18 protein-coding genes are annotated in these 22430 nt (G+C 64.8%); 8 read left to right on the top strand and 10 right to left on the bottom strand.

Translation table 11 applies throughout. The annotated features are described in order from the left end of the window. Window positions 1-27 precede the first annotated feature (27 nt). Window positions 28-351: a protealysin inhibitor emfourin gene (locus tag QRN45_RS02150; protein WP_078108459.1), complete on the top strand. Its 324-nt coding sequence runs from the start codon at window positions 28-30 to the stop codon at window positions 349-351. On the opposite strand, the gene QRN45_RS02145 is transcribed toward QRN45_RS02150, so the two are convergent. Continuing rightward, on the bottom strand, window positions 348-1316 hold the full coding sequence (locus QRN45_RS02145; RefSeq protein ID WP_284762341.1) for a GlxA family transcriptional regulator: 969 nt from the start codon (window positions 1314-1316) through the stop codon (window positions 348-350). The genes QRN45_RS02150 and QRN45_RS02145 overlap by 4 nt on opposite strands. 81 nt (window positions 1317-1397) lie before the next feature. On the opposite strand from QRN45_RS02145, the gene QRN45_RS02140 reads away from it, so the two are divergent. Genes QRN45_RS02140 through hrpA form a run of 3 tightly spaced genes read left to right on the top strand, consistent with a single transcriptional unit; the run spans window position 1398 to window position 6624 of the window. Continuing rightward, on the top strand, window positions 1398-1565 hold the full coding sequence (locus tag QRN45_RS02140; protein ID WP_241707394.1) for a hypothetical protein: 168 nt from the start codon (window positions 1398-1400) through the stop codon (window positions 1563-1565). A gap of 60 nt (window positions 1566-1625) precedes the next feature. Further along, on the top strand, window positions 1626-2612 hold the full coding sequence (locus QRN45_RS02135; protein WP_284762339.1) for a helix-turn-helix transcriptional regulator: 987 nt from the start codon (window positions 1626-1628) through the stop codon (window positions 2610-2612). Between the two features lie 13 nt (window positions 2613-2625). After that, window positions 2626-6624: an ATP-dependent RNA helicase HrpA gene (gene hrpA, locus QRN45_RS02130; RefSeq protein WP_284762338.1), complete on the top strand. Its 3999-nt coding sequence runs from the start codon at window positions 2626-2628 to the stop codon at window positions 6622-6624. Window positions 6625-6760: 136 nt separating this feature from the next. On the opposite strand, the gene QRN45_RS02125 is transcribed toward hrpA, so the two are convergent. The 3 genes from QRN45_RS02125 to QRN45_RS02115 all read right to left on the bottom strand — a co-directional run bounded on the left by QRN45_RS02125 (window position 6761) and on the right by QRN45_RS02115 (window position 9300). Next, the gene (locus QRN45_RS02125) at window positions 6761-7189 is read right to left on the bottom strand and encodes an HIT family protein (RefSeq protein ID WP_284762337.1); all 429 of its coding nucleotides are present in this window, start codon (window positions 7187-7189) and stop codon (window positions 6761-6763) included. Beyond that, on the bottom strand, window positions 7186-8367 hold the full coding sequence (locus QRN45_RS02120; protein WP_284762336.1) for an NAD(P)-dependent alcohol dehydrogenase: 1182 nt from the start codon (window positions 8365-8367) through the stop codon (window positions 7186-7188). The genes QRN45_RS02125 and QRN45_RS02120 overlap by 4 nt, the downstream gene beginning before the upstream one ends. A 78-nt stretch (window positions 8368-8445) precedes the next feature. After that, entirely contained in the window at window positions 8446-9300 is an 855-nt protein-coding gene (locus QRN45_RS02115) for a sulfurtransferase (RefSeq protein ID WP_284762335.1), read from the bottom strand. A 115-nt stretch (window positions 9301-9415) separates the two neighbouring features. On the opposite strand from QRN45_RS02115, the gene cds1 reads away from it, so the two are divergent. Next, window positions 9416-10504: an L-cysteine desulfhydrase Cds1 gene (cds1, locus tag QRN45_RS02110; protein ID WP_241707388.1), complete on the top strand. Its 1089-nt coding sequence runs from the start codon at window positions 9416-9418 to the stop codon at window positions 10502-10504. 18 nt (window positions 10505-10522) lie between these two features. Here the strand turns inward: cds1 and QRN45_RS02105 are convergent, their stop codons facing one another. Further along, window positions 10523-11179 carry an MBL fold metallo-hydrolase gene (locus tag QRN45_RS02105; RefSeq protein ID WP_241707387.1) on the bottom strand — a complete coding sequence of 219 codons (657 nt, stop codon included), beginning with the start codon at window positions 11177-11179 and terminating at the stop codon, window positions 10523-10525. A 108-nt stretch (window positions 11180-11287) separates the two neighbouring features. Between QRN45_RS02105 and QRN45_RS02100 the strand changes: the two genes are divergently transcribed. After that, window positions 11288-11770 carry a Fur family transcriptional regulator gene (locus QRN45_RS02100; RefSeq protein WP_284762334.1) on the top strand — a complete coding sequence of 161 codons (483 nt, stop codon included), beginning with the start codon at window positions 11288-11290 and terminating at the stop codon, window positions 11768-11770. On the opposite strand, the gene QRN45_RS02095 is transcribed toward QRN45_RS02100, so the two are convergent. From QRN45_RS02095 to QRN45_RS02075, 5 genes are all read right to left on the bottom strand, one after another. Continuing rightward, a complete protein-coding gene (locus QRN45_RS02095; protein WP_284762333.1) occupies window positions 11767-12684 on the bottom strand; it encodes a metal ABC transporter permease in 918 nt (305 codons plus the stop codon). The two genes, QRN45_RS02100 and QRN45_RS02095, sit on opposite strands and share 4 nt — an antisense overlap. Continuing rightward, window positions 12685-13518 (bottom strand): metal ABC transporter ATP-binding protein, encoded by an 834-nt coding sequence (locus QRN45_RS02090; protein WP_372489614.1) that lies wholly within the window; start codon window positions 13516-13518, stop codon window positions 12685-12687. A 121-nt stretch (window positions 13519-13639) separates the two neighbouring features. Continuing rightward, entirely contained in the window at window positions 13640-14653 is a 1014-nt protein-coding gene (locus QRN45_RS02085) for a metal ABC transporter solute-binding protein, Zn/Mn family (protein ID WP_284762331.1), read from the bottom strand. Window positions 14654-14719: 66 nt separating this feature from the next. Next, window positions 14720-15790, bottom strand: coding sequence for a hemolysin family protein (locus QRN45_RS02080; protein WP_241707382.1), 1071 nt, complete (start codon window positions 15788-15790; stop codon window positions 14720-14722). Then, entirely contained in the window at window positions 15787-17250 is a 1464-nt protein-coding gene (locus tag QRN45_RS02075; protein WP_241707381.1) for a hemolysin family protein, read from the bottom strand. The genes QRN45_RS02080 and QRN45_RS02075 overlap by 4 nt, the downstream gene beginning before the upstream one ends. A gap of 543 nt (window positions 17251-17793) precedes the next feature. On the opposite strand from QRN45_RS02075, the gene QRN45_RS02070 reads away from it, so the two are divergent. Together QRN45_RS02070 and QRN45_RS02065 are read left to right on the top strand one after the other, a co-directional pair. Continuing rightward, window positions 17794-21591, top strand: a complete 3798-nt coding sequence (locus QRN45_RS02070) for a multifunctional oxoglutarate decarboxylase/oxoglutarate dehydrogenase thiamine pyrophosphate-binding subunit/dihydrolipoyllysine-residue succinyltransferase subunit (RefSeq protein ID WP_241707380.1) — start codon at window positions 17794-17796, stop codon at window positions 21589-21591. Window positions 21592-21726: 135 nt separating this feature from the next. Then, the gene (locus tag QRN45_RS02065; protein WP_241707379.1) at window positions 21727-22326 is read left to right on the top strand and encodes a GDSL-type esterase/lipase family protein; all 600 of its coding nucleotides are present in this window, start codon (window positions 21727-21729) and stop codon (window positions 22324-22326) included. The last annotated feature ends 104 nt before the right edge of the window (window positions 22327-22430 follow it).

The raw sequence follows: 22430 nt of genomic DNA, 5'->3' as shown, positions 1-22430 counted from the left end.
CCTCCAGAGCAGTGGAAGCCGCAGAACATGAAAATCACTGTCCAGCGCAGCGGTGGCGTCGCCGCGATCACCCGCGTCTGGACCGTGGATGCCGCCACCTCGGAAGATAAGCAGCGCTGGATGCCAATCGTGGAGGCCTGTCCTTGGGACCAGGTGCCATCCCGGGGTCGCGCCAGCGAACAAGCGCTTGCGCGGACAACCGGGAAAGCAGCCGGGCAAGCCGACAGGTTCATGTATTCAATCCGCGCCGGACAACACCGGGCCACGCTTCCCGAGACCGAAGTCACGGGGCCGTGGCACACCCTCGTGGAGAACGCCAAGGTAGAGGGACACGAGACCCTCCGCCGCTAGCCAACCTCCGCCAACTGGCCGCGGAAAGCCCTCCGGTACGACTGCGGACTCGTGGCCAGGACCTTGGCGAAGTGGTGACGCAGCAGCACGGAATGTCCGAATCCGGCCTCGCGCGCAATTTCGTCAATGTTCATCTCGGTGGTTTCCAGAAGCTCCTGCGCCCGGAGCACGCGTTGCGAGTTGAGCCACGCCGCCGGTGTGGCCCCGGTTTCTGCACGGAAACGGCGTGCGAACGTCCGGGCAGACATGTGCAGGCGGGCCGCCAATTCGTTGACACTGTGGTCGTGCTCGAGGTTTTCCACCATCCAGCGCAGCAAGGCTTCCATGGGCGCGGAGCCGCACGTGGGCATGGGCCGCTCGATGAACTGGGCCTGGCCGCCGTCGCGGTGCGGAGGAACCACCATGTCGCGGGCGATGGCTGCGGCAACGTTGGCGCCAAGTTCGACGCGAATCAGATGCAGGCAGGCGTCGATGCCGGCGGCGGTGCCGGCACTTGAAATGATCGTTCCGTCCTGGACGTAGAGCACATTTTCGTCGACGTGAATCTTCGGATACCTGTTGGCGAGGTCCTGTGAATAGTGCCAATGCGTGGTGCAGCGGCGCCCGTCCAGAAGCCCTGCGCGCGCAAGCGCGTACGCGCCGGAGCAGATCGACATGACCCAGGCACCCCGTTCATGCGCCGCCCGCAGAGCTTCCAACACGGGCTCCGGCACGTCCTCATCCCGTCCGTACGGGGCCATGATGACCAGGTCGGCATCGGCCGTAGCCTCCAGACCCAGTTCGACGTTCATCGACAGGCCGGACTTCATCTTCACGTCTCCAGGGACGGGAGTGCAGACCCTGAAGTCAAAGGCGGGAACGCCACTCCCCCGGTCCGCGCGGTCAATGCCGAAGACCTCGCAGGCAGTCCCGAATTCGAAGATCGAGAAGTTGGGAACAACAATGATGGCCACCGTTTTCAACATAGATCCAGTGTGGCAGAAAATTGCCTAAATGAGTCGTTTCTGCCACTGTTTCTTGAGGTTAACCCGGAACACGATGGAGTCATGGAATTCATCGGAGCCTTGCTGTTCATCATCCTCATCATCACCGCAGCCGCTTCCATCTCAGCGGTCCTTCGGGACGGCCGCGGCCACCTTCCCCCCGACCGTTCGGAGCCTTGGACCGCGCGGGACCTGCCTGACAACTCATGCTGGACATTGCGCTCGTACTAACCACAGCCTGTCCCTCAACACGGACGACTTTTGTCCGCATCCTGGGCTAGATTCAATGGCATGATCCAGACGTCCGCGAGGCTGCTGCAATTGTTGTCCTTGCTGCAGGTCCGGCGTGAATGGACCGGCCCGGCATTGGCCACACGGATGGGTGTCACGGAGCGCACCGTCCGCCGCGATATCGACAAGCTCCGGAACCTGGGCTACCCCATCCACGCCTCGCCAGGGATAGCCGGCGGTTACCAACTGGGCGCCGGGGCGCAGCTCCCGCCGCTGCTGCTGGACGACAATGAAGCTCTCGCCGTCGCCCTGGGGCTGAACTCGGTGGCGGCGGGTCCCGTGGCCGGTATCGGCGAAGCATCGGTTCGCGCGCTTGCCAAGCTCGAACAGGTGCTTCCCTCACGTCTCCGCCCGAAGTTCGCGATGCTCAAGGCCGCGGTCACCACACTGCCCAGCAACGCGGCGTCGGTAGACCCCCAGCAGCTCACGGTGGTCTCCGCGGCGATCACGGACAAGCGGCAACTCAGTTTCGACTATGTCAAGGCTGACGGCGACGCCAGCCGGCGTCTCGTGGAGCCATACCGGCTGGTGGACACCGGGCGGCGCTGGTACCTCGTCGCGTGGGATGTGGACCGGGAAGACTGGCGCACGTTCCGCGCCGACCGCATCGCCACGCTTCCGGCGGAACGGAAGAAGTACGTGCCGCGCCCCCTGCCTGCCGAGGACCTCGCGGACTATGTCCAGCGCTCCGTGACCCGCTCGCCTTACCGTTACGACGTCGTCGTGCGCCTCCATGCCCCGATCGGCGAGGTGGCCGCCGTCGTCGGCCCACAGCTCGCGAGCCTGAGCGACGACGGCGGGAAGGCCACCCTGCTCCGCGCCGGTTGGGACAGCCTGGCGCAGCCGGCGGCACACCTCGCAGCGCTGGACATGGACTTTGAGATCATTTCTCCCGAGGAATTCAAGGAGTACGCCCGCACCCTGGCAGGGCGATTGGAAAAAGCCGCAGGGACCCATGCACTGCAAGGCGGCGCGCCGCCACAGTAGACTGTCAGCAGCCATGACATTTCATATTTCCTACCCCGCAGAGCTGCCCGTCTCCGAGCGCCGCGAGGACTTGATGGCGGCGATCGCCGCAAACCAGGTGACCATCATCGCCGGCGAAACAGGTTCCGGCAAGACCACGCAGATCCCCAAGATGTGCCTGGAACTCGGCCTCGGGGACAAGGGCCTGATCGGCCACACCCAGCCGCGTCGCCTTGCCGCGCGCACCGTTGCGGAACGCATCGCCTTCGAGATGGGCGTGGAGATCGGGCAGGAAGTGGGCTTCCAGGTCCGTTTCACCGGCGAGGTCAGCAAGGCTACCAAGATCAAGCTGATGACCGACGGCATCCTGCTGGCCGAGATCCAGCGGGACAAGCTGCTGCGGAAGTACAGCGCCATCATCATCGACGAGGCACACGAGCGCAGCCTCAACATCGACTTCATCCTGGGCTACCTCAAGCGGATCCTGCCGCAAAGGCCGGACCTGAAAGTCATCATCACTTCGGCCACCATCGACCCCGAGCGTTTCGCGAAGCATTTCGGCAGCGAAGAAGAACCTGCTCCGATCATCGAAGTATCGGGCCGGACCTACCCGGTGGAAATCCGCTACCGGCCGCTGTCCCAGCCGGCCGGCGGCGCTTCCGGCGAGGATGAGGACGCCTCCGACGACGAGCTCGAGGAAGACCGCGACCCCCTCGACGCCGTGTGCGACGCCGTCGACGAGCTCGCGCTGGAGGCTCCCGGAGACATCCTGGTGTTCTTCTCCGGCGAGCGCGAGATCCGTGACGCCGCGGAAGCCCTGAACGGCCGGATCCAAGCCAACCGCAGGCTGGCGGGCACGGAGGTCCTGCCGTTGTTTGCCCGTTTGAGCCTGCAGGAGCAGCACAGGGTCTTCAACCCGGGCGGCAAGCGGCGGATCATCCTGGCCACCAACGTCGCCGAAACGTCCCTGACGGTGCCCGGGATCAAGTACGTCATCGACACCGGCACGGCCCGCATCTCGCGATACTCGCACCGCACCAAGGTGCAACGGCTGCCGATTGAACGCGTCTCGCAGGCATCGGCAAGCCAGCGTTCCGGCCGTTGCGGGCGCGTGTCAGAGGGTATCGCCATACGGCTCTATTCCGAGGAGGATTTCGAGTCCCGCCCCCCGTTCACTGATCCCGAAATCCTGAGGACCAACCTTGCCGCGGTCATCCTGCAGATGACTGCCATGGGCGTTGCCCGCGGCCCCAAGGACGTCGAGAACTTCCCCTTCGTCGAGCCGCCGGACTCCCGTGCCATCAACGACGGCGTCACGCTGCTGCGCGAACTCGGCGCCTTGAGCGCTGCCCGCACGGGCGACGGCGGCGCTCCCCCAGCCGTCGACGGCCGAAACACGCGCGGGGGCGGCGCGGACAACCGCGGCGGCCTGACCGCCGTCGGGCAGAAGTTGGCGCAGCTCCCAGTGGACCCCCGGCTCGGCAGGATGATTGTCGAGGCTGGCAAGCGCGGCTGCGTCAAGGAAGTCATGATCCTGGCGGCGGCCTTGACGATCCAGGATCCGCGCGAGCGCCCGACGGACAAGCAGCAGCTTGCGGCGGAGAAGCACGCACGCTTCCGGGACGAGAACTCGGACTTCACCGGATTCCTGAACCTGTGGAACTACATCCAGGAGAAACAGCAGGAGCTCTCCTCCACGCAATTCCGCAGGCTGTGCAGGAACGAGTTCATCAACTACCTGCGCGTCCGGGAATGGCAGGACCTCTTCCAGCAATTGCGCCAGCTCGCCAAGCCGCTGGGCATCACGATCGACAACAAGCGCGAGGCCGACCCTGTTGGCAACAACGAGGGAATCCACATCAGCCTGCTCTCAGGACTGCTGAGCCACATCGGCATGCTGGATGAACGCAAGCGCGAATACGCCGGAGCACGAGGCAGCCGTTTCGCCATCTTCCCGGGCTCGGCTTTGTTCAAGAAGTCGCCAGCGTTTGTGATGGCCGCGGAACTGGTTGAAACAAGCCGGCTCTGGGCCCGGGTGGCCGCGAAGTTCGATCCTGTGTGGGCAGAGCAGGTTGCACCGGACCTCGTGAAGCGCTCCTACAGCGAGCCCCACTGGTCCACCCGGACGGGCTCGGTCATGGCCCATGAAAAGGTGATGCTCTACGGAGTTCCCATCATCCCGAACCGCCGCATCAACTACGGCAGGATCGATCCCGAACTCTCCCGCGAACTCTTCATCCGGCATGCGCTCGTAGAGGGCGACTGGAAAACCCACCACAAATTCTTCCACCGCAACCGCGCCTTGCTCCACGAAATCGAGGAACTCGAGACACGGATGCGCCGCCGCGACATCCTCGTGGACGACCACGCGCTTTTCGAGTTCTACGATGCCAGGGTCGGCAAGGACGTGGTCTCCGAACGCCACTTCGACAAATGGTGGAAGGAAGCCCGCCAGCAGGATCCCACCTTGCTGGACTTCGACCAATCGCTGCTCATCAGCGAGGACGCCGAAGCCCTGGATGATTCCGCCTACCCGAGGACCTGGCTTCACAAGGGCTTTGAGCTGCCCCTGAGCTACGAGTTCCATCCCGTGGCGCCCGGCTCGCCGCCCAATCCCTCGGACGGCGTCACGGCCGAGGTACCCGTGCTGTTCCTGAACCAGCTCGACGACGCACCCTTCCGTTGGCAGATACCCGGCCAGCGGGTGGAGCTCGTCACGGCCTTGATCAAGTCGCTGCCCAAACATCTCCGCAAGAACTTCGTGCCGGCCCCTGATGTGGCCCGGCAGGCTGCTGCTGCCTTGGAAAGCGACTTCGACCCCGCCTCGGACGATCTCGAGGCCTCGCTCGAGCTGGTGCTGCGCCGTATCCGCGGACACATCATTCCTCCGGGATCCTGGAATTGGGACGCCGTTCCGGCGCACCTGCGCGTCAGCTTCAAGGTAGTGGACAGCCGCGGCAAGGTGCTCGACGAAGGCAAGGACCTCGCCGCCCTCCAGGAGCAGCTGGCCCCCGCCACCCGCCGGGCCATCGCGGAATCCCTGGGCGCAACACCCGCGACGACCGCACGCGCCCAAGGTCCGAAGGACGACCCACGTGCCGGAGGTGCCGGAGCCTCCGGCGGAAACGGCGGCGGGACGACCCCGCAGGGAGCCGGTTTCCTCTCAGAGCAAACCGGGCTGACCGCATGGACTTTCGGGGCTATCGAGCGCCACGTGACGCGGACGGTTAAAGGACACGATGTCACCGGTTATCCAGCTCTCGTGGATGAGGGCAAAACCGTTGCGTTGCGCGTGTTCCAGACCCGGGCGGAGCAGGAATCGGCAATGCGCGGCGGTGTTATCCGGCTGCTCGCCCTGCGGGTTCCCGCGCCGGACCGCTACGTGCTGGAACATTTGAACAACACCGAGAAGTTGACGTTCAGCCAGAATCCCCATGGTTCGGTGAGCGCCTTGATCGCGGACTGCGTCCTGGCGGCCATCGACAAGCTGACTCCCGCCGAACTTCCCTGGGACAAGACGGCGTTCGATGCCCTGTACGAGCTGGTCCGCGCGGAACTAATCGACACCGTCTTCACGGTGACCGCCGTCGTCGAACGCATTTTGGGGAGCACCCGGCGGATCGAGAAGCAACTCAAGGGCAGCACGAGCCTCGCCCTGATCAGTGCGCTCAATGACATGAAGAGCCAACTGGAGCAGCTCGTCTTCCCCGGATTTGTGGCACGGACGGGCTACGCCCAATTGAGCCAGTTGCCGCGCTATCTGGCCGGAATCGAGAAGCGCCTCGAAAAGCTCCCGAACAATGTCCAGCGCGACGGGCTGAACATGTCGGTCGTGCAGGCACTGGAGGACGACTACGACGACGCCGTCTCCGCGCTCTTGCCCGGCCGACGGGCAGGAGCCGAGTTAACACGGGTGCGCTGGATGATCGAGGAACTGCGCGTCAGCCTCTTCGCCGTCGAGCTCGGCACGGCCTACTCGGTCTCGGAAAAGCGCATCCGGACGGTTCTCAACCAGGCGCTGGCCCCCGCGTAGACGCGGCGGTTCCAACGCCCGCTCACCTATCTGCCCCCAAACCCCAACGCCCGCTCACTTATAGCGGTCATTCTGTCGACCCTCATGCACTCATGACGGGATCTAAACCGAAACCTTCCTGCACATCGTCGCGCCCTCAATCCGCGGGAACGAACTCCCGGTGTCCTGCGGCGGCGAGGCCTGCCCGGAGTTTCGCCGCATTCGCGTCGAGCCGGGCAGGGTCCGGGTTGTGCTCTACGGTCCCGAAGTCGAAATCGGCCAGCGAGGTTGCCGGGAAGACGTGCACGTGGAAGTGCTCCACTTCGAAGCCCACCACGGACAGTCCTGCCCGTGGCGCGCCAAACGCCTCCACTTGCGCCTTGCCGATTGCCTGCGCGACGGACATGACCTTGTTGAGGAGCCCAGTGGGGACGTCGGTCCAGCGGTCCACCTCTTCGCGGGGCACCACGAGCGTGTGGCCATCAGTCAGCGGGGCGATGGTCAGGAAGGCAACGACGTCGTCGTCCTTCCAGACAAAGCGTCCCGGAATCTCGCCGTTGATGATCTTGGTGAACAGGGTGCTCATATGTCTGCCTTTTCCGACGCGGGTTGAAGGGTCTTGGTATCGAGGACGAAACGGTATTTGACGTCGCCGGCAACCATGCGGTCGTAGGCTTCATTGAGTTGGCGGGCGGTGACGACCTCGACGTCGCTTACTACGCCGTGCTCGGCACAAAAGTCGAGCATTTCCTGGGTTTCGGCGATGCCGCCGATCAACGAACCCGCGTAGGAGAGCCGGCGCCGGATCAGCGCGCCGGGACTGACCGGAGGCATGTCGGTGGGAGGAAGCCCCAATTGGAAGAGGGCACCGTTCAGCCGCAAGGTGCGGAAGTACGGGTTCAGGTCGTGCGGCGCAGCCACGGTGTCGATGATGACGTCGATGGTACGGTTGGCGCCTTCCATGGCTTCGGGGTCCTTCGAGAGGATCACCTCGTCGGCACCGAGCTCGATTGCCGCCTCAAACTTGGCGTCCGACGTCGTGAATACCACCACGCGCGCCCCCATGGCCTTCGCAATCTTGACCGCCATGTGGCCCAGTCCGCCGAGTCCGACGACGCCCACCACGTCGCCCTCCTTGACGTCGAAGTAACGCAGCGGCGAGTAGGTGGTGATGCCCGCGCACAGCAGCGGCGCCGCGGCGGCCGGGTCGAGGCCCTCGGGCACGCGCAGCACGAAGCGGCGATCGACCACCACCGAAGTGGAGTACCCGCCCTGCGTGATGGAGTCGCCGTTCCGGGCGTCCTTCACCCCGTAAGTTCCGACGTTTCCGCGTTCGCAGTACTGCTCCAGGCCTTCGAGGCAGCTGCCGCATTCGCGGCAGGAATCCACCAAGCAGCCGACGCCCACGAGGTCTCCGGGTGCGAAGTCGTCGACGGCGGAGCCCACCCGGCGGACCCGGCCCACGATCTCGTGGCCCGGGACCAGCGGATAGTTCTGGGCGCCCCATTCGCCCCGTGTCGCGTGGACGTCGGAGTGGCAGAGGCCGCAGAAATCGATCTCGATCTCGACGTCGTCTTCCTTGGGAACGCGGCGGGCCACGGTCAGCGGGACAAGGCCGCTGTGGGCCGACGTGGCGCCGTAGGCGGCCGCGAGGGTCGGCGTTCCCTTCGCAGCTGCGGACGTTGACGGCGAGGTATCCGCCGTCGCGTCATCCACGACGAGCGGCTTGCCAAGGGGCGGAGGAACGGGGCGTCCGGGAGTCATGCCTCGACGCTACCCCTGCGGGCTGATTTTTTGCCACTCTGCGCCGCCACGCCCGCTGGCTTCACGGCACGCCAAGACTCATTGATCCGGAATGCCCAGGGGCGCTGCTCCGGTGACGACGGGATTGGACTCGAGCGAGGACCACTGCGAAAAGGAGCCTGGGAAGAGGGCTGCCCTGAATCCTGCGATCTCCAAGGCGGCGATCTCATGGGCTGCGGTGACCCCGGAGCCGCAATAGACCGCCACCTTGCTGCCCTCGTCGATGCCCAGGGCAGCGAATCTGTCGCGGAGCTGCGCTGCGCGGAGGAACGTGCCGTCCGGTCCGAGGTTTCCGGCAGTGGGAGCGCTCAGCGCGCCGGGAATGTGTCCCGCGCGGGGATCAATGGGTTCGAATTCGCCACGGTAGCGCTCCCCCGCCCGGGCATCGAGAAGGATTCCACGGCTGTGCCAGTCCGCCGCCTCGTCCATGCCGATGGCATCCATGTGGCCGTGTCCAAGCACGACGTCGCCCGGAACCGGCGGTTGTTCGTCCTGCGCCAGCGGATAGCCGGCCGTGCGCCAGGCGCCCAATCCGCCGTCGAGCAGGAAGACGGAATGGAAACCGGCGTCACGGAGCAGCCACCACAACCGCGCCGCTGCGGTGCTGCCGCTGTCGTCGTACGCAACCACGGTGTCGCCGTCGTTGATGCCCCACGCTCGGGCGCTCCGTTGCAGCGCCGCGGTGGGCGGCAACGGGTGCCGGCCTTGGCCCTCGGCCGTGGGATCGGCGAGTTCGTGATGCAGGTCCACATAGACTGCGCCGGGAATGTGGGCCTGGCGGAAGTGCGAATGGCCGTGCGGGTCGCCCAACACCCAACGGACGTCCAGCAAGACTGTCCGCTTGCCCGCATCCATGCGGTCCTTGAGCGCGGCTACGTCAATGAGGGTGGCCATCAAATCTCCTTCGCTTTGCTGCTTCTACCAAACGACGTCGAAGCTGCTGCCGTGCAGCTGCCAACCGGCTACCAGCCTATCCCTGGGCGGCAGCCGCCGCCGGTAGGCTGGATCGGTGAGCACTCTACGCAACCAGGACCGGGCATGGGCCAGCGAGGCAATCCGACGCATCGAGGCCGAGAACAACCGCTCGGCGGACACGCACCTCTACGCGGTGCCGCTCCCCGAACACTGGGGTGTCCAGCTCTACCTCAAGGACGAGTCCACGCACCGCTCCGGCAGCCTCAAGCATCGACTGGCGCGCTCGCTCTTCCTTTACGGCCTGGTCAATGGCTGGATCACGGAAGGGACCACCATCGTGGAGGCCTCCAGCGGGAGCACCGCAGTGTCCGAGGCGTACTTCGCCAGGCTGATCGGGCTCCCGTTCATCGCCGTGATGACCCGGACCACCAGCCCTGAGAAGATCGCCCTCATCGAAGAGTTCGGCGGCGCCTGCCTTCTCGTGGACCACGCCTCGGAGGTCTACGCCATGGCGGAGGAGGTTGCCCGGACGTCCGGCGGCTACTACATGGACCAATTCACCTTTGCCGAGCGCGCCACCGACTGGCGGGGCAACAACAACATCGCGGAATCAATCTTCGAGCAGCTCGCCCTCGAGGAGCATCCGGTGCCCGAGTGGATCGTGGTGGGCGCCGGCACCGGCGGAACCAGCGCCACCATCGGCCGGTACCTGCGGTACCACTGCCACTCCACCCGCTTGGCCGTGGTCGATCCCGAAAACTCGGCGTTCTATCCCGGCTGGCGCGACGGCGTGCCGGACTACTCCACGGGAATGCCGTCCAGGATTGAAGGCATTGGCCGGCCCCGCATGGAGCCCAGCTTCGTCCCGGCCGTCATCGACACCATGATCCAGGTTCCCGATGCCGCCTCCGTCGCCGCGATGCGGCACTTGCGCCGGCTGGCCGGGCTGCATGCCGGGCCTTCCACGGGAACCAACCTTTGGGGTGTTTGCCAGCTGGTCGCCGAGATGGTGGCCCGGGGACAGCGCGGCAGCATCGTGTCGCTCATGTGCGATGCCGGCGATCGCTACGCGGGGAGCTACTACAATCCGGACTGGATCGCCGAGCGAGGCCTGGACCCCGCCCCGTACGAGGCCGTCCTGGCCGACTTCTTCGAGACAGGCACGTGGCCGGGCAGCATATAGGCGGCGCGGCGGACTGAGCTAGACCTCCACCGATTCCCGCGGCGACAACCTCGCATAGCTGGTACCGTACTTCGCGCCGATGCGGGTCACGTGGCCTTCCACCAGACCGCGCCCGAGTTCGTTCAACAGCCCATCGTGGACCGGGTAGGCCTTGGGTGCGCGGACCGCGATCACGAAGTCAACCACCTCGCCGATCTTCGACCAGGGCGCGTGGATGGGCACCAGCAGGGTTTGCACCTCGATGCCGTCCGGGACGACGAACGAGTCGCCAGGGTGGAAGACGTTTGCGTCCACGAGGTAGCCGATGTTGGCCACGACCGGAATCTGCGGATGGATGAGGGCATGCTGCCCTCCGAAGGAACGAATCGCGAAGCCCCCTGCGTCAAAGGACGAGCCGGGTTCGACGGCGTGTACCCGCCCGCCGTCGTCGCCCGCCTTCGCGGCCAGATCGGATGCGAGCCCCGCGGGCGCATGCACCTGCAGTCCGGGGTTTCCCTTGAGTGCCGCGACGACGGCGTCGGCGTCCACATGGTCCGCGTGCTCGTGCGTGATGAGCACGGCGTGGGCCCCTGCGAGGGCTTCCTCGGACTCGGAAAAAGTCCCGGGATCAATCACGAGGACCTGGCTGTCCTTTTGCAGGCGGACACAAGCATGGGTGAACTTGGTGAGCTTCATGCAGCCAGCCTAGGGCGGGCCTCCCATGGTGTCCACGAACCGACATCCGGGGACCGCCGGCTGGTAACGTTGGTGTTTGCGAACATCCATATCGAAATGAGTCCACGAATGTCACAGGGCGCCAATGCCGCCACGTCCGGGCCCGCAGCCGAGCCGCTTCCGGCCGCGAAGGATCCCGCCGTCAGGGAGCAGCGCGTCACCAAGCAACGACTGGCCGTCAGTGCCGCGCTGGACGAACTGGACGACTTCGTGAGCACGCAGGAACTGTACCGGCTCCTCCAGAACCAAGGTGTCTCGGTGTCCCTGGCCACGGCCTACCGCATCCTGCAGTCGCTTGCCGACGACGGTCTCATCGATGTCCTGCGAAACGCCGACGGCGAAGCCGTCTACCGCCGCTGCGCGGTCACCGGCCACCACCACCATTTGCTATGCCGCAATTGCGGGAAGGCCGTCGAGGTGGAAGCTCCGGCCGTGGAGACGTGGGCAGCACGGGTGGCCGCCGAAAACGGCTACACCGAGGTGGCGCACACCGTGGAGATCTTCGGGCTCTGCCCGGAGTGCACCGCAAAGAAGGCAGCGGGCCTGCTCTAGCCGGCTACCGCCTGGTCTTCCGCTGCCTGGCCCATGGCCGCGCCGGGGCGGACAATCCTGCCGTTGATTCCCCGGTTGGCGCGTACGTTGCCGATGATCCGGCACACCACATAGATCAGGAACGACAACGTGGTGACATACGGGCTGATGGGAATCCTGCTGCCCAGGGCCAGGAGGATCCCGCCCACCGTGGCAGTGATCGCGAAGACCACGCTCAACAAGACCACGAGCCGCGGCGAAGTGGTCACCCGCAGCGCAGCGGCTGCGGGCGTGATCAGCAGTGCCAGCACCAGAAGCGCGCCGACAATCTGGATGGACAAGGCAACGCTGACGCCGAGCAACACCATGAAGGCAATCGCCAGTCCGCGGACAGGAACTCCCCGGGCTTCCGCCATCTCGGGGTCCACGCTGGCGAAACTGAGCGGGCGCCATATCGCGGCCAGCGCGAGCATGACCACCACGGCCGTGCCGGCCAGGACCTGGAGCTGGACCGTGTCCACCGAAACGATCTGGCCCGTCAGCAACCCGAACTTATTGGCCGCCCGGCCCTGGTAGAGGGCCAGGAACAAGATGCCCAGGCCCAGGCCGAACGGCATGATGACGCCAATGATCGAGTTCTTGTCCCGGGCCCGGACACCCATGAGTCCCAGAAGCAGCGCAGCCGCGACGGACCCAGCGAGCGAACCGAAAATGATGTCCGCCCCGATGAGCAGGGCAAAAGAGGCACCGGCGAAGGACAACTCCGAAATGCCGTGCACCGCGAAAGCGAGGTCCCGCTTCATGACAAAGGTTCCTATGAGGCCGCCGAGCAGGCCGAGGACCGCACCGGCCAAGACGGAATTCTGGACCAGCGCCAGCAGTTCGCCGTAGTTTTCAAAGTTGAAGATGGTGTGCAGGATGCTGCCGAGATCCATTTAGTGGCCTTCTTCCACACCGGCGTGGGCGTCATCGTGATAGTGGGTGGTGGCGTCCGGAAGCCCGACGACGACGATCCGGCCGTTCGCGCGAATGACCTCAACGCGGCTGTTGTAGAGCTCGGAGAGGACTTCGGTGGTCATGACCTCCTCCGGTGTTCCCACGCGGAACCTGCCGCCGGCGAGGTAGAGCACACGGTCGACGTAGTCGATGACCGGGTTGATCTCGTGGGTCACGAAGACCACGGCGCTGTTGCGCTCGTGGCATTGCCGGTTGATGAGGGAGCTCACGGCCTGCTGGTGGTGCAGGTCCAAGGACAGCAGCGGTTCGTCACAGAGCAGGAGTTCAGGTTCCGCGGCGAGGGCTTGCGCAACACGCAGCCGTTGTTGCTCTCCGCCGGACAATTGACCAACCGGCACGCGGGCATAGTCACTCGCCCCCACTAAGTCCAGGAGCGCGTCGACGCGCTCATTGACGGCTTTCGCCTTGATACGCAGACCCCAGCGGTGACCGTCGACGCCGAGGGAAACCAGGTCCCTGGCACGCAGGGGCGTGTCCGGGGCAAACGACTTCTGTTGCGGTATGTAACCGATCTTCCGGCTGCCGCGTTCCACGGGATGTCCGGCCACGGTCACCGTCCCCGAGTGAAGCTGCTGCAGTCCAAGGAGGACTTTGAGGAAGCTGGTCTTGCCGCTGCCATTCGGACCGAGCACAGCGAAGAACTCACCCGCCTGGATGTCCACGTCGAGGTCCTTCCAGAGGGCCCGTTGGCCGAACTGGAGGCCCGCGCCGCGAAGGCTCACTACCGGTGTCAAAAAGATTCCTCGATCCATGGGGTTCGCGAAGCTATGAAGCTGGCGGCCGGCGCTTGGATGAACGGAGAGGGCCCCGCAGCCGCCCTGTACATCTTAGGACGATTGCGGGGCCCGCCTGTTCTTCGCCTTTTGGGTCCGCTTACTTGTTCAGGGCAGCAGAAACGTTGCCCACGTTGTCCGTCATCCAGGCGACGTAGTCCTTGCCCTCGGGAAGTGTCTCGGTGAACCCGATCACCGGGACACCGGCTGCGGTTGCCTCGGACTTCAGCTTTTCGGTCTCGGCGCTCGCGGTCTGCTCGTTGTAGGCGAGGAAGCGGACGGACTTCGAGGTAATCAGATCGCTCGTTTCCTTGACGGCTGCGGGCGGAACATCCGAGCCGACCTCAATGGCGTGGCTGAATTCCTCGGGGGTCTTGTTCTCCAGGCCGGCGGCTTCAAGCAGGTAGCCAGGGACGGGCTCCGTGATGGCTACGGGAGCGGAAGCCTTGGAGGCCTTGATTTCGGCCACTTTGGCGCTGAGCCCGGTCAGCGAGGACTTGAACTTGTCAGCGTTGGCCGCAAAGGTCTTGGCATCGGCAGGGTTCAGGTTTCCAAGCTTCGCAGCCACGGCATCGGCCACTTTCGCCATCGCACCGAAGTTGTACCAAACATGCTCGTTGAACCCTTCCGGCACCGCGGAGGGAGATGCACCCGTGGTCGCCGCAGGAAGGAGCCCGGACACACTGACGGCCGTGATGGTCTTATCCGCGGCAACCTTGCTGTCATCGGCCAGTTTGTTGAAGAAGTCGTCGTAGCCCGCACCATTGTCGATCACCAGCTGGGCCTTGGAGACTGCCAGCTTGTCCTGGGTGCTTGCCTCGTAGGAGTGCGGATCCTGGTTCGTCTTGCTGATGATGGAGGTGACGGACACCTTGTCACCGCCGACGCTCTTGGCGATATCGCCATACACGCTGGTGGAGGCGACCACGTCGATCACCCCGGAGGACGACGACGGCGCCGTCGCTGCGGGTGCCGCGCACCCGGCAAGCAGGACGGCGAACGCCGCGCACGCGGCCGGCAAAGCGGTCAGGGAAGGACGGGCGGCACTACGACGCACGGGAAACCTCGGATCTACCGAATCAAGCACAACAGGGGACTCAATGAGTGTATCCATAAATGGGAATGATTCCTATTTAGAATTCCCGGCGGCTCTTGCCGGCCCCGCGGGACCGGCAAGAGGTCACACCGATTCGGGTCCGCCCAGCCGCCGGATTCCCCGCGCCTGGGTGGCGTCACGGATCTCGCCCACAAGCTGCTCGATAACATCCTCCAGGAACAACACACCCAGGGTCGCGCCGTCCGTTCCCACAACCCGGCCGAGATGCGAGCCGGTCCGCTGCATCACGGCCATGGCATCCTCGATCTCGTCCTCGGGTGCGAGGTTCACGAGGGACCGGATCCGGCTTTCCGCGATCGGATAGCGTCGGCCTTCCTCCGGGATGGAAAGCACGTCCTTGATGTGCAGGTACCCGGTCAACTCGCCGTCGTCGTCCAACACCGGGAACCGGGAGTATCCGGTGCGGCTGACCGCTTTCTCCAGTTCGCGAGGTGTGGAACCGGACTTGAGCATCACGAGCTTGCCGAGCGGCACCATGATGTGCGCCGCGGTGTGCTCGGAAAACTCCAACGCGCCGCTCAGCAGGCCGGCGTCGTCGTCCACCAGCCCGTGGCGGGTCGATTCCTGGACGATGGACTGCACCTCTTCAAGCGTGAAGGAAGAGGTGACCTCATCCTTGGGCTCGATCTTCATCAAGCGCAGGATGCGGTTGGCCAGCCAGTTCAACGTCCAGATGACGGGCTTCACGAAACGGGCGACGTGGACCAACGGCGGCGCCAGCAGCAAGGCCGCCTTGTCCGCCACGGAAACAGAGATGTTCTTGGGCACCATCTCGCCGAAGGTCACATGCAGGAACGTGACCGCCAGCAAGGCAACCGCAAACGCGATGACGTCCGACAATTCGACCGGGATGCCCACGGACTCCAGCGGCGCCCCCAGCAAATGGTGGATGGCGGGCTCGGCCACGAGGAGAATCAGCAAGGAACACACGGTAATGCCGAGCTGGGCACACGCCAGCATCAGCGAGACGTGCTCCATCGCATACAGGGTGGTCTGCGCGCGCTTGGACCCGCTTTGGGCCAAAGGCTCTATCTGGCTGCGGCGCGCAGACATGACAGCGAACTCGGCGCCGACAAAGAAGGCGTTGCCGATCAACAGCACCACGAGCCACAGGATTCCTGCCCAGTCGCTCATGCCGCACGTCCTCTACGGCTGGTTTTGGCCACGGGGTTGCCGACTGCATCGCCTGCCGAACCGCCCGAGCCCTTGCTCAGCCGCTTGTTGGCCTGCTTCCTGCTTTGCCATCCGCTTGAGTCGCTTTCGGCAGTGCCTTTATCGTCTTCATCATCATGTGTGTCGGGCGCCGCGGGGTGGAAGCAAATCCGGTCGATCCGGCGGCCGTCCATGCGGGTGACGGCCAGGGTGCCGCCGCCGGCCTCGACGACGTCGCCCACAATCGCGATCCGCCCAAGTTGGCTCATGACGTAACCGCCCACGGTTTCGTAGGCGGGGTCGTCGGGAACGGTGAGGCCCGGGATCTGTTCGCTGACCTCGTCCGGACGCAATAGTCCAGGGAAGTACCAGTCCCCCGAGGCGCTCTGCAGCAATCCAGGCCGGACCTTGTCGTGCTCGTCCGCCACCTCGCCGACGATCTCCTCCACGAGGTCCTCAAGGGTGGCGATCCCCGCGGTTCCGCCGTACTCATCAAGCACGACGGCGAGTTGCAGGTTGCCCTCCCGGAGTTCCAGAAGCAGTGCGTCAAGGTGGATGGTCTCGGGAACGCTCAGGACCTCGGACATGATGGCTCCGGCCTCAAGACGGCTCCTGCGTTCCGACGGGACGGACACGGCTTTCTTGATGTGCACCACGCCCCGGATGTCGTCCGCCGATTCGCCGATGACCGGGAAGCGCGAATAGCCGGTCCGCCGGGCTGCTTCGATGATGTCCGACACCGGCTGATCGGCATCTATGGTCTCCATGCGGATGCGCGGGGTCATCACGTCGGCCGCCGTACGCGCGGAGAAGTTCAGCGTCCGGGCGACAAAGTTGGCCGTCCCGGCGTCGAGGGTTCCCAGCTCCGCGGAACGGCGCACCAGGGACGCCAGTTCAGAAGGCGAGCGGGCACCGGAGATCTCCTCCTTGGCCTCCAGCCCCACGAGGTTGAGCATTTTGTTGGAGAAGCCGTTGAGCACCACGATTGCGGGCTTGAACACGGCAGTGAACACCAGTTGCGGACGCGCCAGCGCGCGGCCGAGCGGAAATGCCAAGGCCAGGGCCATGTTCTTGGGGACGAGTTCACCGATGAGCATCGACAGGGCGGTGGCGAACGTCATGGCCAGGACGAGCGACACGGACTGCGCGGCAGCCTCAGGCAGTCCTGCCCAGAGCAGCGGTCCGTGCAAGAGGGCACCGACGGACGGCTCCATGACGAAGCCGGTCAGCAAGGTCGTGAGGGTGATACCCAATTGGCAGCTCGAGAGCTGGGTGGAAAGGGATTTCAGGCATTTGAGCAACGCCGCGGCGGCGTGGTCGCCGCCGTCGACCGCTCTTTGGACCGTTGACTGGTCGAGCGCCACGAGGGAGAACTCGACGGCGACAAAGAAGCCGGTGCCCAGAATCAGGAGCACGCCGGCGAGAAGGAAGAGCCACTCCATCAGAGGCCGCCGGATGGAGCGAACGGCTGGCGCAAGGCACCGGAAGGGCTATGGGCTGGTTGACCCGGCGGGGGTTGGTCGGACGCTGCGGATGAGCGATCCGCCGACCGGCCGGCCTGGAGCTCCGGTGTGCGATGGGCATGTGTACGGGCATTGCCGGCTCGGCGGGTGCGCTGCGCGGAGATTGCCGAACGGCGTCCCCTGCAGCTCCCAGGCCGGCACCTAGAATTACTGTCCATAAGAATTCAAGTCTACAGTCCGGCCGCGGCGCGACTTCACGCGGCTTCACCCCGCGGAGGCAAGGTTCCCGAGGCGTCAAACGGCTGGAAGAACCCGGGGAAGAAGAACCCTCTCAGCGAGCGGCGGCCGAGCCATATCGGGATCAACATGATTTAGGTCACCACTATTGGCAGATAGCCGCCGCTCGTCACTAGACTGGCTAGGGTCTGAGTTCGCGGGACCCAGACCCTGGCTCGCCTTTGCACCCCTTGCAGTTTCCCGGGCCAGCTGGAAATCAACACTCACGGAAGAGGCGTATTTCAAGTGCCAGAGCAGCCAAGCCACCGTCTACCCGAGGAATTTGGCGGAAACGAGTGGCTCGTTGACGAACTGTACGAGCGGTACCAGCAGGACAAGAATTCGGTCGACGCCAAGTGGTGGCCGCTTTTCGAGTCCTTCGATACCGCTGACGGCACTTCCTCCAACGGAACATCCGCAGCCCCTGCAAACCCTCCCACTCGCGAACTTCCTGTCGTGGCACAGGCCGCCGCATCGGCAATGACGCCGGTTGCTCCCGTGGTTGCCCCGGCAGCTGCCCCTGCTCCGGCCGCTCCTGCGGTGCCGGTCAAGAAGGCTCCGGCCACTGTCGCCAAGGACGGCGCGCAGAAACCATCGGACGGCAGCCAGTCCCGGCCGATCCCGGCGCAGCTTCCCAAGAGCACCAAGGCCCCCACTCCCCCGGAAGAGGACGTCGTGTCCGTCCTCCGCGGTCCGGCCAAGGCCATCGCTTCCAACATGGTCATGAGCCTTGAGGTTCCCACCGCCACGAGCGTCCGGGCCGTTCCTGCCAAACTCCTGATCGACAACCGCGTCGTCATCAATTCCAACCTTGCCCGCGCCCGTGGCGGCAAGGTCTCCTTCACCCACCTCATTGGCTACGCAGTGGTCCGCGCCCTGTCCCAGTTCCCGTCGATGAACGTGTACTACGACGAAGTAGACGGCAAGCCGGTTGCCGTGCAGCCCGCACACGTCAACTTCGGCATCGCCATTGACATGCCCAAGCCCGACGGCACGCGCCTCCTGATGGTTCCCAACATCAAGAAGGCCGAGACCATGAACTTCGCGGAGTTCTGGCACACCTACGAAGACCTCATCAAGCGTGCGCGCAACGGCAAGCTCACGGCGGACGACCACGCAGGCACTACCGTTTCCCTCACAAACCCGGGTGGCATCGGCACCGTGCACTCCGTGCCCCGGCTCTCCAAGGGCCAGGCCGCCATCATCGGCGTCGGAGCCCTCGACTACCCGGCTGAATGGCAAGGCGCCAGCGAGAAGATCATCGCCCAGAACGCCATCAGCAAGATCCTCACGCTGACTTCCACCTACGATCACCGCGTCATCCAGGGCGCCGGAAGCGGCGAGTTCCTCAAGCTCGTCCACCAGCTCCTCCTGGGCGCCCAGAACTTCTACGACGAGATCTTCGAAGCGCTGCGCATTCCTTACGAGCCCGTCCGCTGGAGCCCCGACCTCCAGGTCGACCCGGCTGACGAGATCAACAAGGTTGCCCGCATCCAGCAGCTGATCCACTCCTACCGGGTCCGTGGCCACCTCATGGCAGACACGAACCCGCTTGAGTACGTGCAGCGCAAGCACCCGGACCTCGACGTTCTGACGTATGGCCTCACCCTGTGGGACCTGGACCGCGAGTGGCCCACCGGCGGCTTCGGCGGCAGGCCGATGCTCAAGTTCCGCGACATCCTGGGCGTTCTCCGCGACGCTTACTGCCGGACCACCGGCATTGAATACATGCACATCCAGGAGCCTGAAGAACGCAAGTGGTTCCAGGACCAGGTGGAGCACCCGTACTCCAAGCCGAGCCGCGAAGAGCAGCTGCGCATCGTCTCCAAGCTCAACGCTGCAGAGGCCTTCGAGACCTTCCTGCAGACCAAGTTCGTGGGCCAGAAGCGCTTCTCCCTCGAAGGCGGGGAATCCCTGATTCCGTTGCTGGACACCATCATCTCCGACGCCGCCGACGACGGACTCGACGAGGTCGCGATCGGCATGGCCCACCGCGGCCGCCTCAACGTGCTCACCAATATCGCGGGCAAGACGTACGCCCAGGTGTTCCGCGAATTCGAAGGCACCCAGGACCCCCGCTCCGTGCAGGGTTCGGGCGACGTCAAGTACCACCTCGGCACCGAGGGCACCTTCACTTCGGACAACGGCAATGAGACCAAGGTCTACCTCGCCGCCAACCCGTCCCACCTTGAAGCGGTGGACTCCGTGCTCGAGGGCATCGTCCGGGCCAAGCAGGACCGCCTGGACCAGGGCGAGGACTTCCCCGTGCTGCCCATCATGGTCCACGGCGACGCTGCCTTTGCCGGCCAGGGCGTTGTGGCGGAGACGCTCAACCTGTCCCAGCTGCGTGGTTACCGCACCGGTGGAACCATCCACATCATCGTGAACAACCAGGTCGGTTTCACCACCGCGCCGTCGTCGTCGCGTTCCTCGACGTACTCCACCGACGTGGCCAAGATGATCCAGGCCCCGATCTTCCATGTGAACGGCGACGACCCCGAGGCCGTCGTGCGCATCGCGCAGCTGGCCTACGAGTTCCGCCAGCGCTTCCACAAGGACGTCATCGTGGACATGGTGTGCTACCGCCGCCGTGGACACAACGAGGGCGACGACCCCTCGATGACGCAGCCGCTCATGTACAACCTCATCGAAGCCAAGCGCTCCGTCCGCAAGCTCTACACGGAATCCCTCATCGGCCGTGGCGACATCACCGAGGACGAAGCCGAACAGTTGCTGCGCGACTACCAGGAACGCCTCGAGCGCGTCTTCGCGGAGACCCATGCCGCACAGACTTCGCCTATCCCGATCATCACGGCGGACTCCGCTGCGGTCTCGGACATCGAGCGTCCCATCGCCCAGCAGGCGGACTTCGGCACCAACGCGCCTGCCACCACCGCCATCTCAGCCGAAATGCTGCAGCGGATCGGCCAGGCACACCTCGATATTCCGGAAGGCTTCACGGTCCACTCCAAGCTCAAGCAGCTCCTTGAGAAGCGTGAGCAGATGTCCCGCGAAGGCGGCATCGACTGGGGCTTCGGCGAGATCGCAGCCTTTGGTTCGCTCGTCATGGAGGGCGTCCCCGTCCGCCTCGCCGGCCAGGACTCCCGTCGCGGCACCTTCGTGCAGCGTCACGCCGTCTTCCACGACCGCGCGAACGGCAGCGAATGGATGCCGCTGGGCAACCTGAGCAACGATCAGGCCAAGCTGTGGATCTACGACTCCTTGTTGTCGGAATACGCAGCCATGGGCTTCGAATACGGATACTCCGTGGAACGCCCGGACGCCTTGGTGTTGTGGGAGGCCCAGTTCGGTGACTTCGTCAACGGTGCGCAGACCATTATCGACGAATTCATCTCCTCTGCCGAGCAGAAGTGGGGCCAGCGTTCCTCGCTCGTGCTCATGCTGCCCCACGGCTACGAAGGCCAGGGACCGGACCACTCGTCCGCACGCATCGAGCGGTTCCTGCAGCTTTGTGCCGAAGACAACATGATCGTGGCGAACCCGACCACCGCTGCCTCGCACTTCCACTTGCTGCGCCGGCAGGCCTACAGCCGTCCCCGCAAGCCGCTCATCATCTTCACCCCGAAACAGCTTCTGCGCCTCAAGGGTGCGGCTTCTGCGGTGGAGGACTTCACCACGGGCGGGTTCAAGCCGGTCATCGGCGAGCACGAGTCCCTTCAAGCCCAGAGCGTCGATCGCGTGATCCTGGTTTCCGGCCGGCTCTACTACGATCTTCTGGCCAACCGCCAGAAGACCGGCGACACCTCGACGGCGATCATCCGCCTGGAGCAGCTGTACCCGCTGCCCCAGGCCCAGCTCGAGGCGGAACTGGCCAAGTACCCGAACGCCGATATCGTCTGGGCGCAGGACGAACCCGCCAACCAGGGTCCGTGGCCGTTCATCGGCCTGAACCTGCCGCAGGCACTGGACCGCACGGTCCGGCTCGTCTCGCGTCCGGCATCGGCCTCCACGGCGGCCGGTTCCATGAAGCGCCACAGCGCCGAGCAGGCCACCTTGCTCAAGCAGGCATTCGAACGCAAGTAAGACGGCGGCTGCCCGGCTGGAGGTTCAATACCCGCTTCCAGCCGGGCAGTTCTGTTTAATGGAACAAGTGTCCGGTGATCAAGCCGCCCGGCCGGACACAGTGCAAGGACCGCAACGTTTGGTGAAGAGGTAACCGTGGAAGACAGGAAGCTGCGCATCGCAGCTGTTGGTGATGAACTACTCGCCGGGCTCGGTGACCCCAGGGCCTTGGGCTGGCTCGGAAGGGTTCTCGCGCGGACTCCCCAGGACTCCGTCCTCGTGGAGAGCTACTCTCTTCCCTGCCCCATGGAGGGAACGGAAGGCCTTGCGGCGCGCTGGCTCGACGAAGCCGGAAGGCGATTCAGCAACGTCCACGAAAACCGCCTCGTGATCGGCCTATCCGGCCGCGACATCGAATTCGGCCTTTCCACCGCGCGCAGCCGCCTCAATCTGGCCAACATCCTGGATGGGGCGTCCCAAAGCAACATCGAAGTATTCGTGGTCGGCCCGCCGCCTACGCTGGACCCGGCCAAGAACCGCCGGATCGCGGAACTCAATGCCGCTTTCGCCGACGTCACCACCCGCCGCAACCACCAGTATGTCGACACGTTCTCGCCGTTGATCAACCACGAACAATGGCGCACCGACCTCGCCGCGAATGGCGGCACGCCGGGCCAAGCCGGCTACGGGCTCATGGCGTGGCTTGTGTTGCACCGCGGCTGGTTCCAATGGCTGAGGATCGCCCAGCCGGAATAACCGGGACGAAGAAACACCCCTCCTCCAGCAGAACCCATTGCCACGATGGGATTCGCGATATATCTTGATTTCCATACGCGATATATCGCAACTAGTGGCGCACC

Source organism: Arthrobacter sp. efr-133-R2A-63 (genome assembly GCF_030209795.1).
Taxonomy (GTDB): Bacteria; Actinomycetota; Actinomycetes; order Actinomycetales; family Micrococcaceae; genus Arthrobacter; species Arthrobacter bambusae_A.
Note: the sequence above shows the minus strand (reverse complement) of the source record. Positions and strands in the feature narration are given on the sequence as shown.

Coding starts and splice junctions, on each gene's coding strand:
- QRN45_RS02150 (WP_078108459.1), top strand. CDS start 28: ATGAAAATCACTGTCCAGCGCAGCGGTGGCGTCGCCGCGATCACCCGC.
- QRN45_RS02145 (WP_284762341.1), bottom strand. CDS start 1,316: ATGTTGAAAACGGTGGCCATCATTGTTGTTCCCAACTTCTCGATCTTC.
- QRN45_RS02140 (WP_241707394.1), top strand. CDS start 1,398: ATGGAATTCATCGGAGCCTTGCTGTTCATCATCCTCATCATCACCGCA.
- QRN45_RS02135 (WP_284762339.1), top strand. CDS start 1,626: ATGATCCAGACGTCCGCGAGGCTGCTGCAATTGTTGTCCTTGCTGCAG.
- hrpA (WP_284762338.1), top strand. CDS start 2,626: ATGACATTTCATATTTCCTACCCCGCAGAGCTGCCCGTCTCCGAGCGC.
- QRN45_RS02125 (WP_284762337.1), bottom strand. CDS start 7,189: ATGAGCACCCTGTTCACCAAGATCATCAACGGCGAGATTCCGGGACGC.
- QRN45_RS02120 (WP_284762336.1), bottom strand. CDS start 8,367: ATGACTCCCGGACGCCCCGTTCCTCCGCCCCTTGGCAAGCCGCTCGTC.
- QRN45_RS02115 (WP_284762335.1), bottom strand. CDS start 9,300: ATGGCCACCCTCATTGACGTAGCCGCGCTCAAGGACCGCATGGATGCG.
- QRN45_RS02105 (WP_241707387.1), bottom strand. CDS start 11,179: ATGAAGCTCACCAAGTTCACCCATGCTTGTGTCCGCCTGCAAAAGGAC.
- QRN45_RS02100 (WP_284762334.1), top strand. CDS start 11,288: ATGTCACAGGGCGCCAATGCCGCCACGTCCGGGCCCGCAGCCGAGCCG.
- QRN45_RS02095 (WP_284762333.1), bottom strand. CDS start 12,684: ATGGATCTCGGCAGCATCCTGCACACCATCTTCAACTTTGAAAACTAC.
- QRN45_RS02090 (WP_372489614.1), bottom strand. CDS start 13,518: ATGGATCGAGGAATCTTTTTGACACCGGTAGTGAGCCTTCGCGGCGCG.
- QRN45_RS02085 (WP_284762331.1), bottom strand. CDS start 14,653: ATGGATACACTCATTGAGTCCCCTGTTGTGCTTGATTCGGTAGATCCG.
- QRN45_RS02080 (WP_241707382.1), bottom strand. CDS start 15,790: ATGAGCGACTGGGCAGGAATCCTGTGGCTCGTGGTGCTGTTGATCGGC.
- QRN45_RS02075 (WP_241707381.1), bottom strand. CDS start 17,250: ATGGAGTGGCTCTTCCTTCTCGCCGGCGTGCTCCTGATTCTGGGCACC.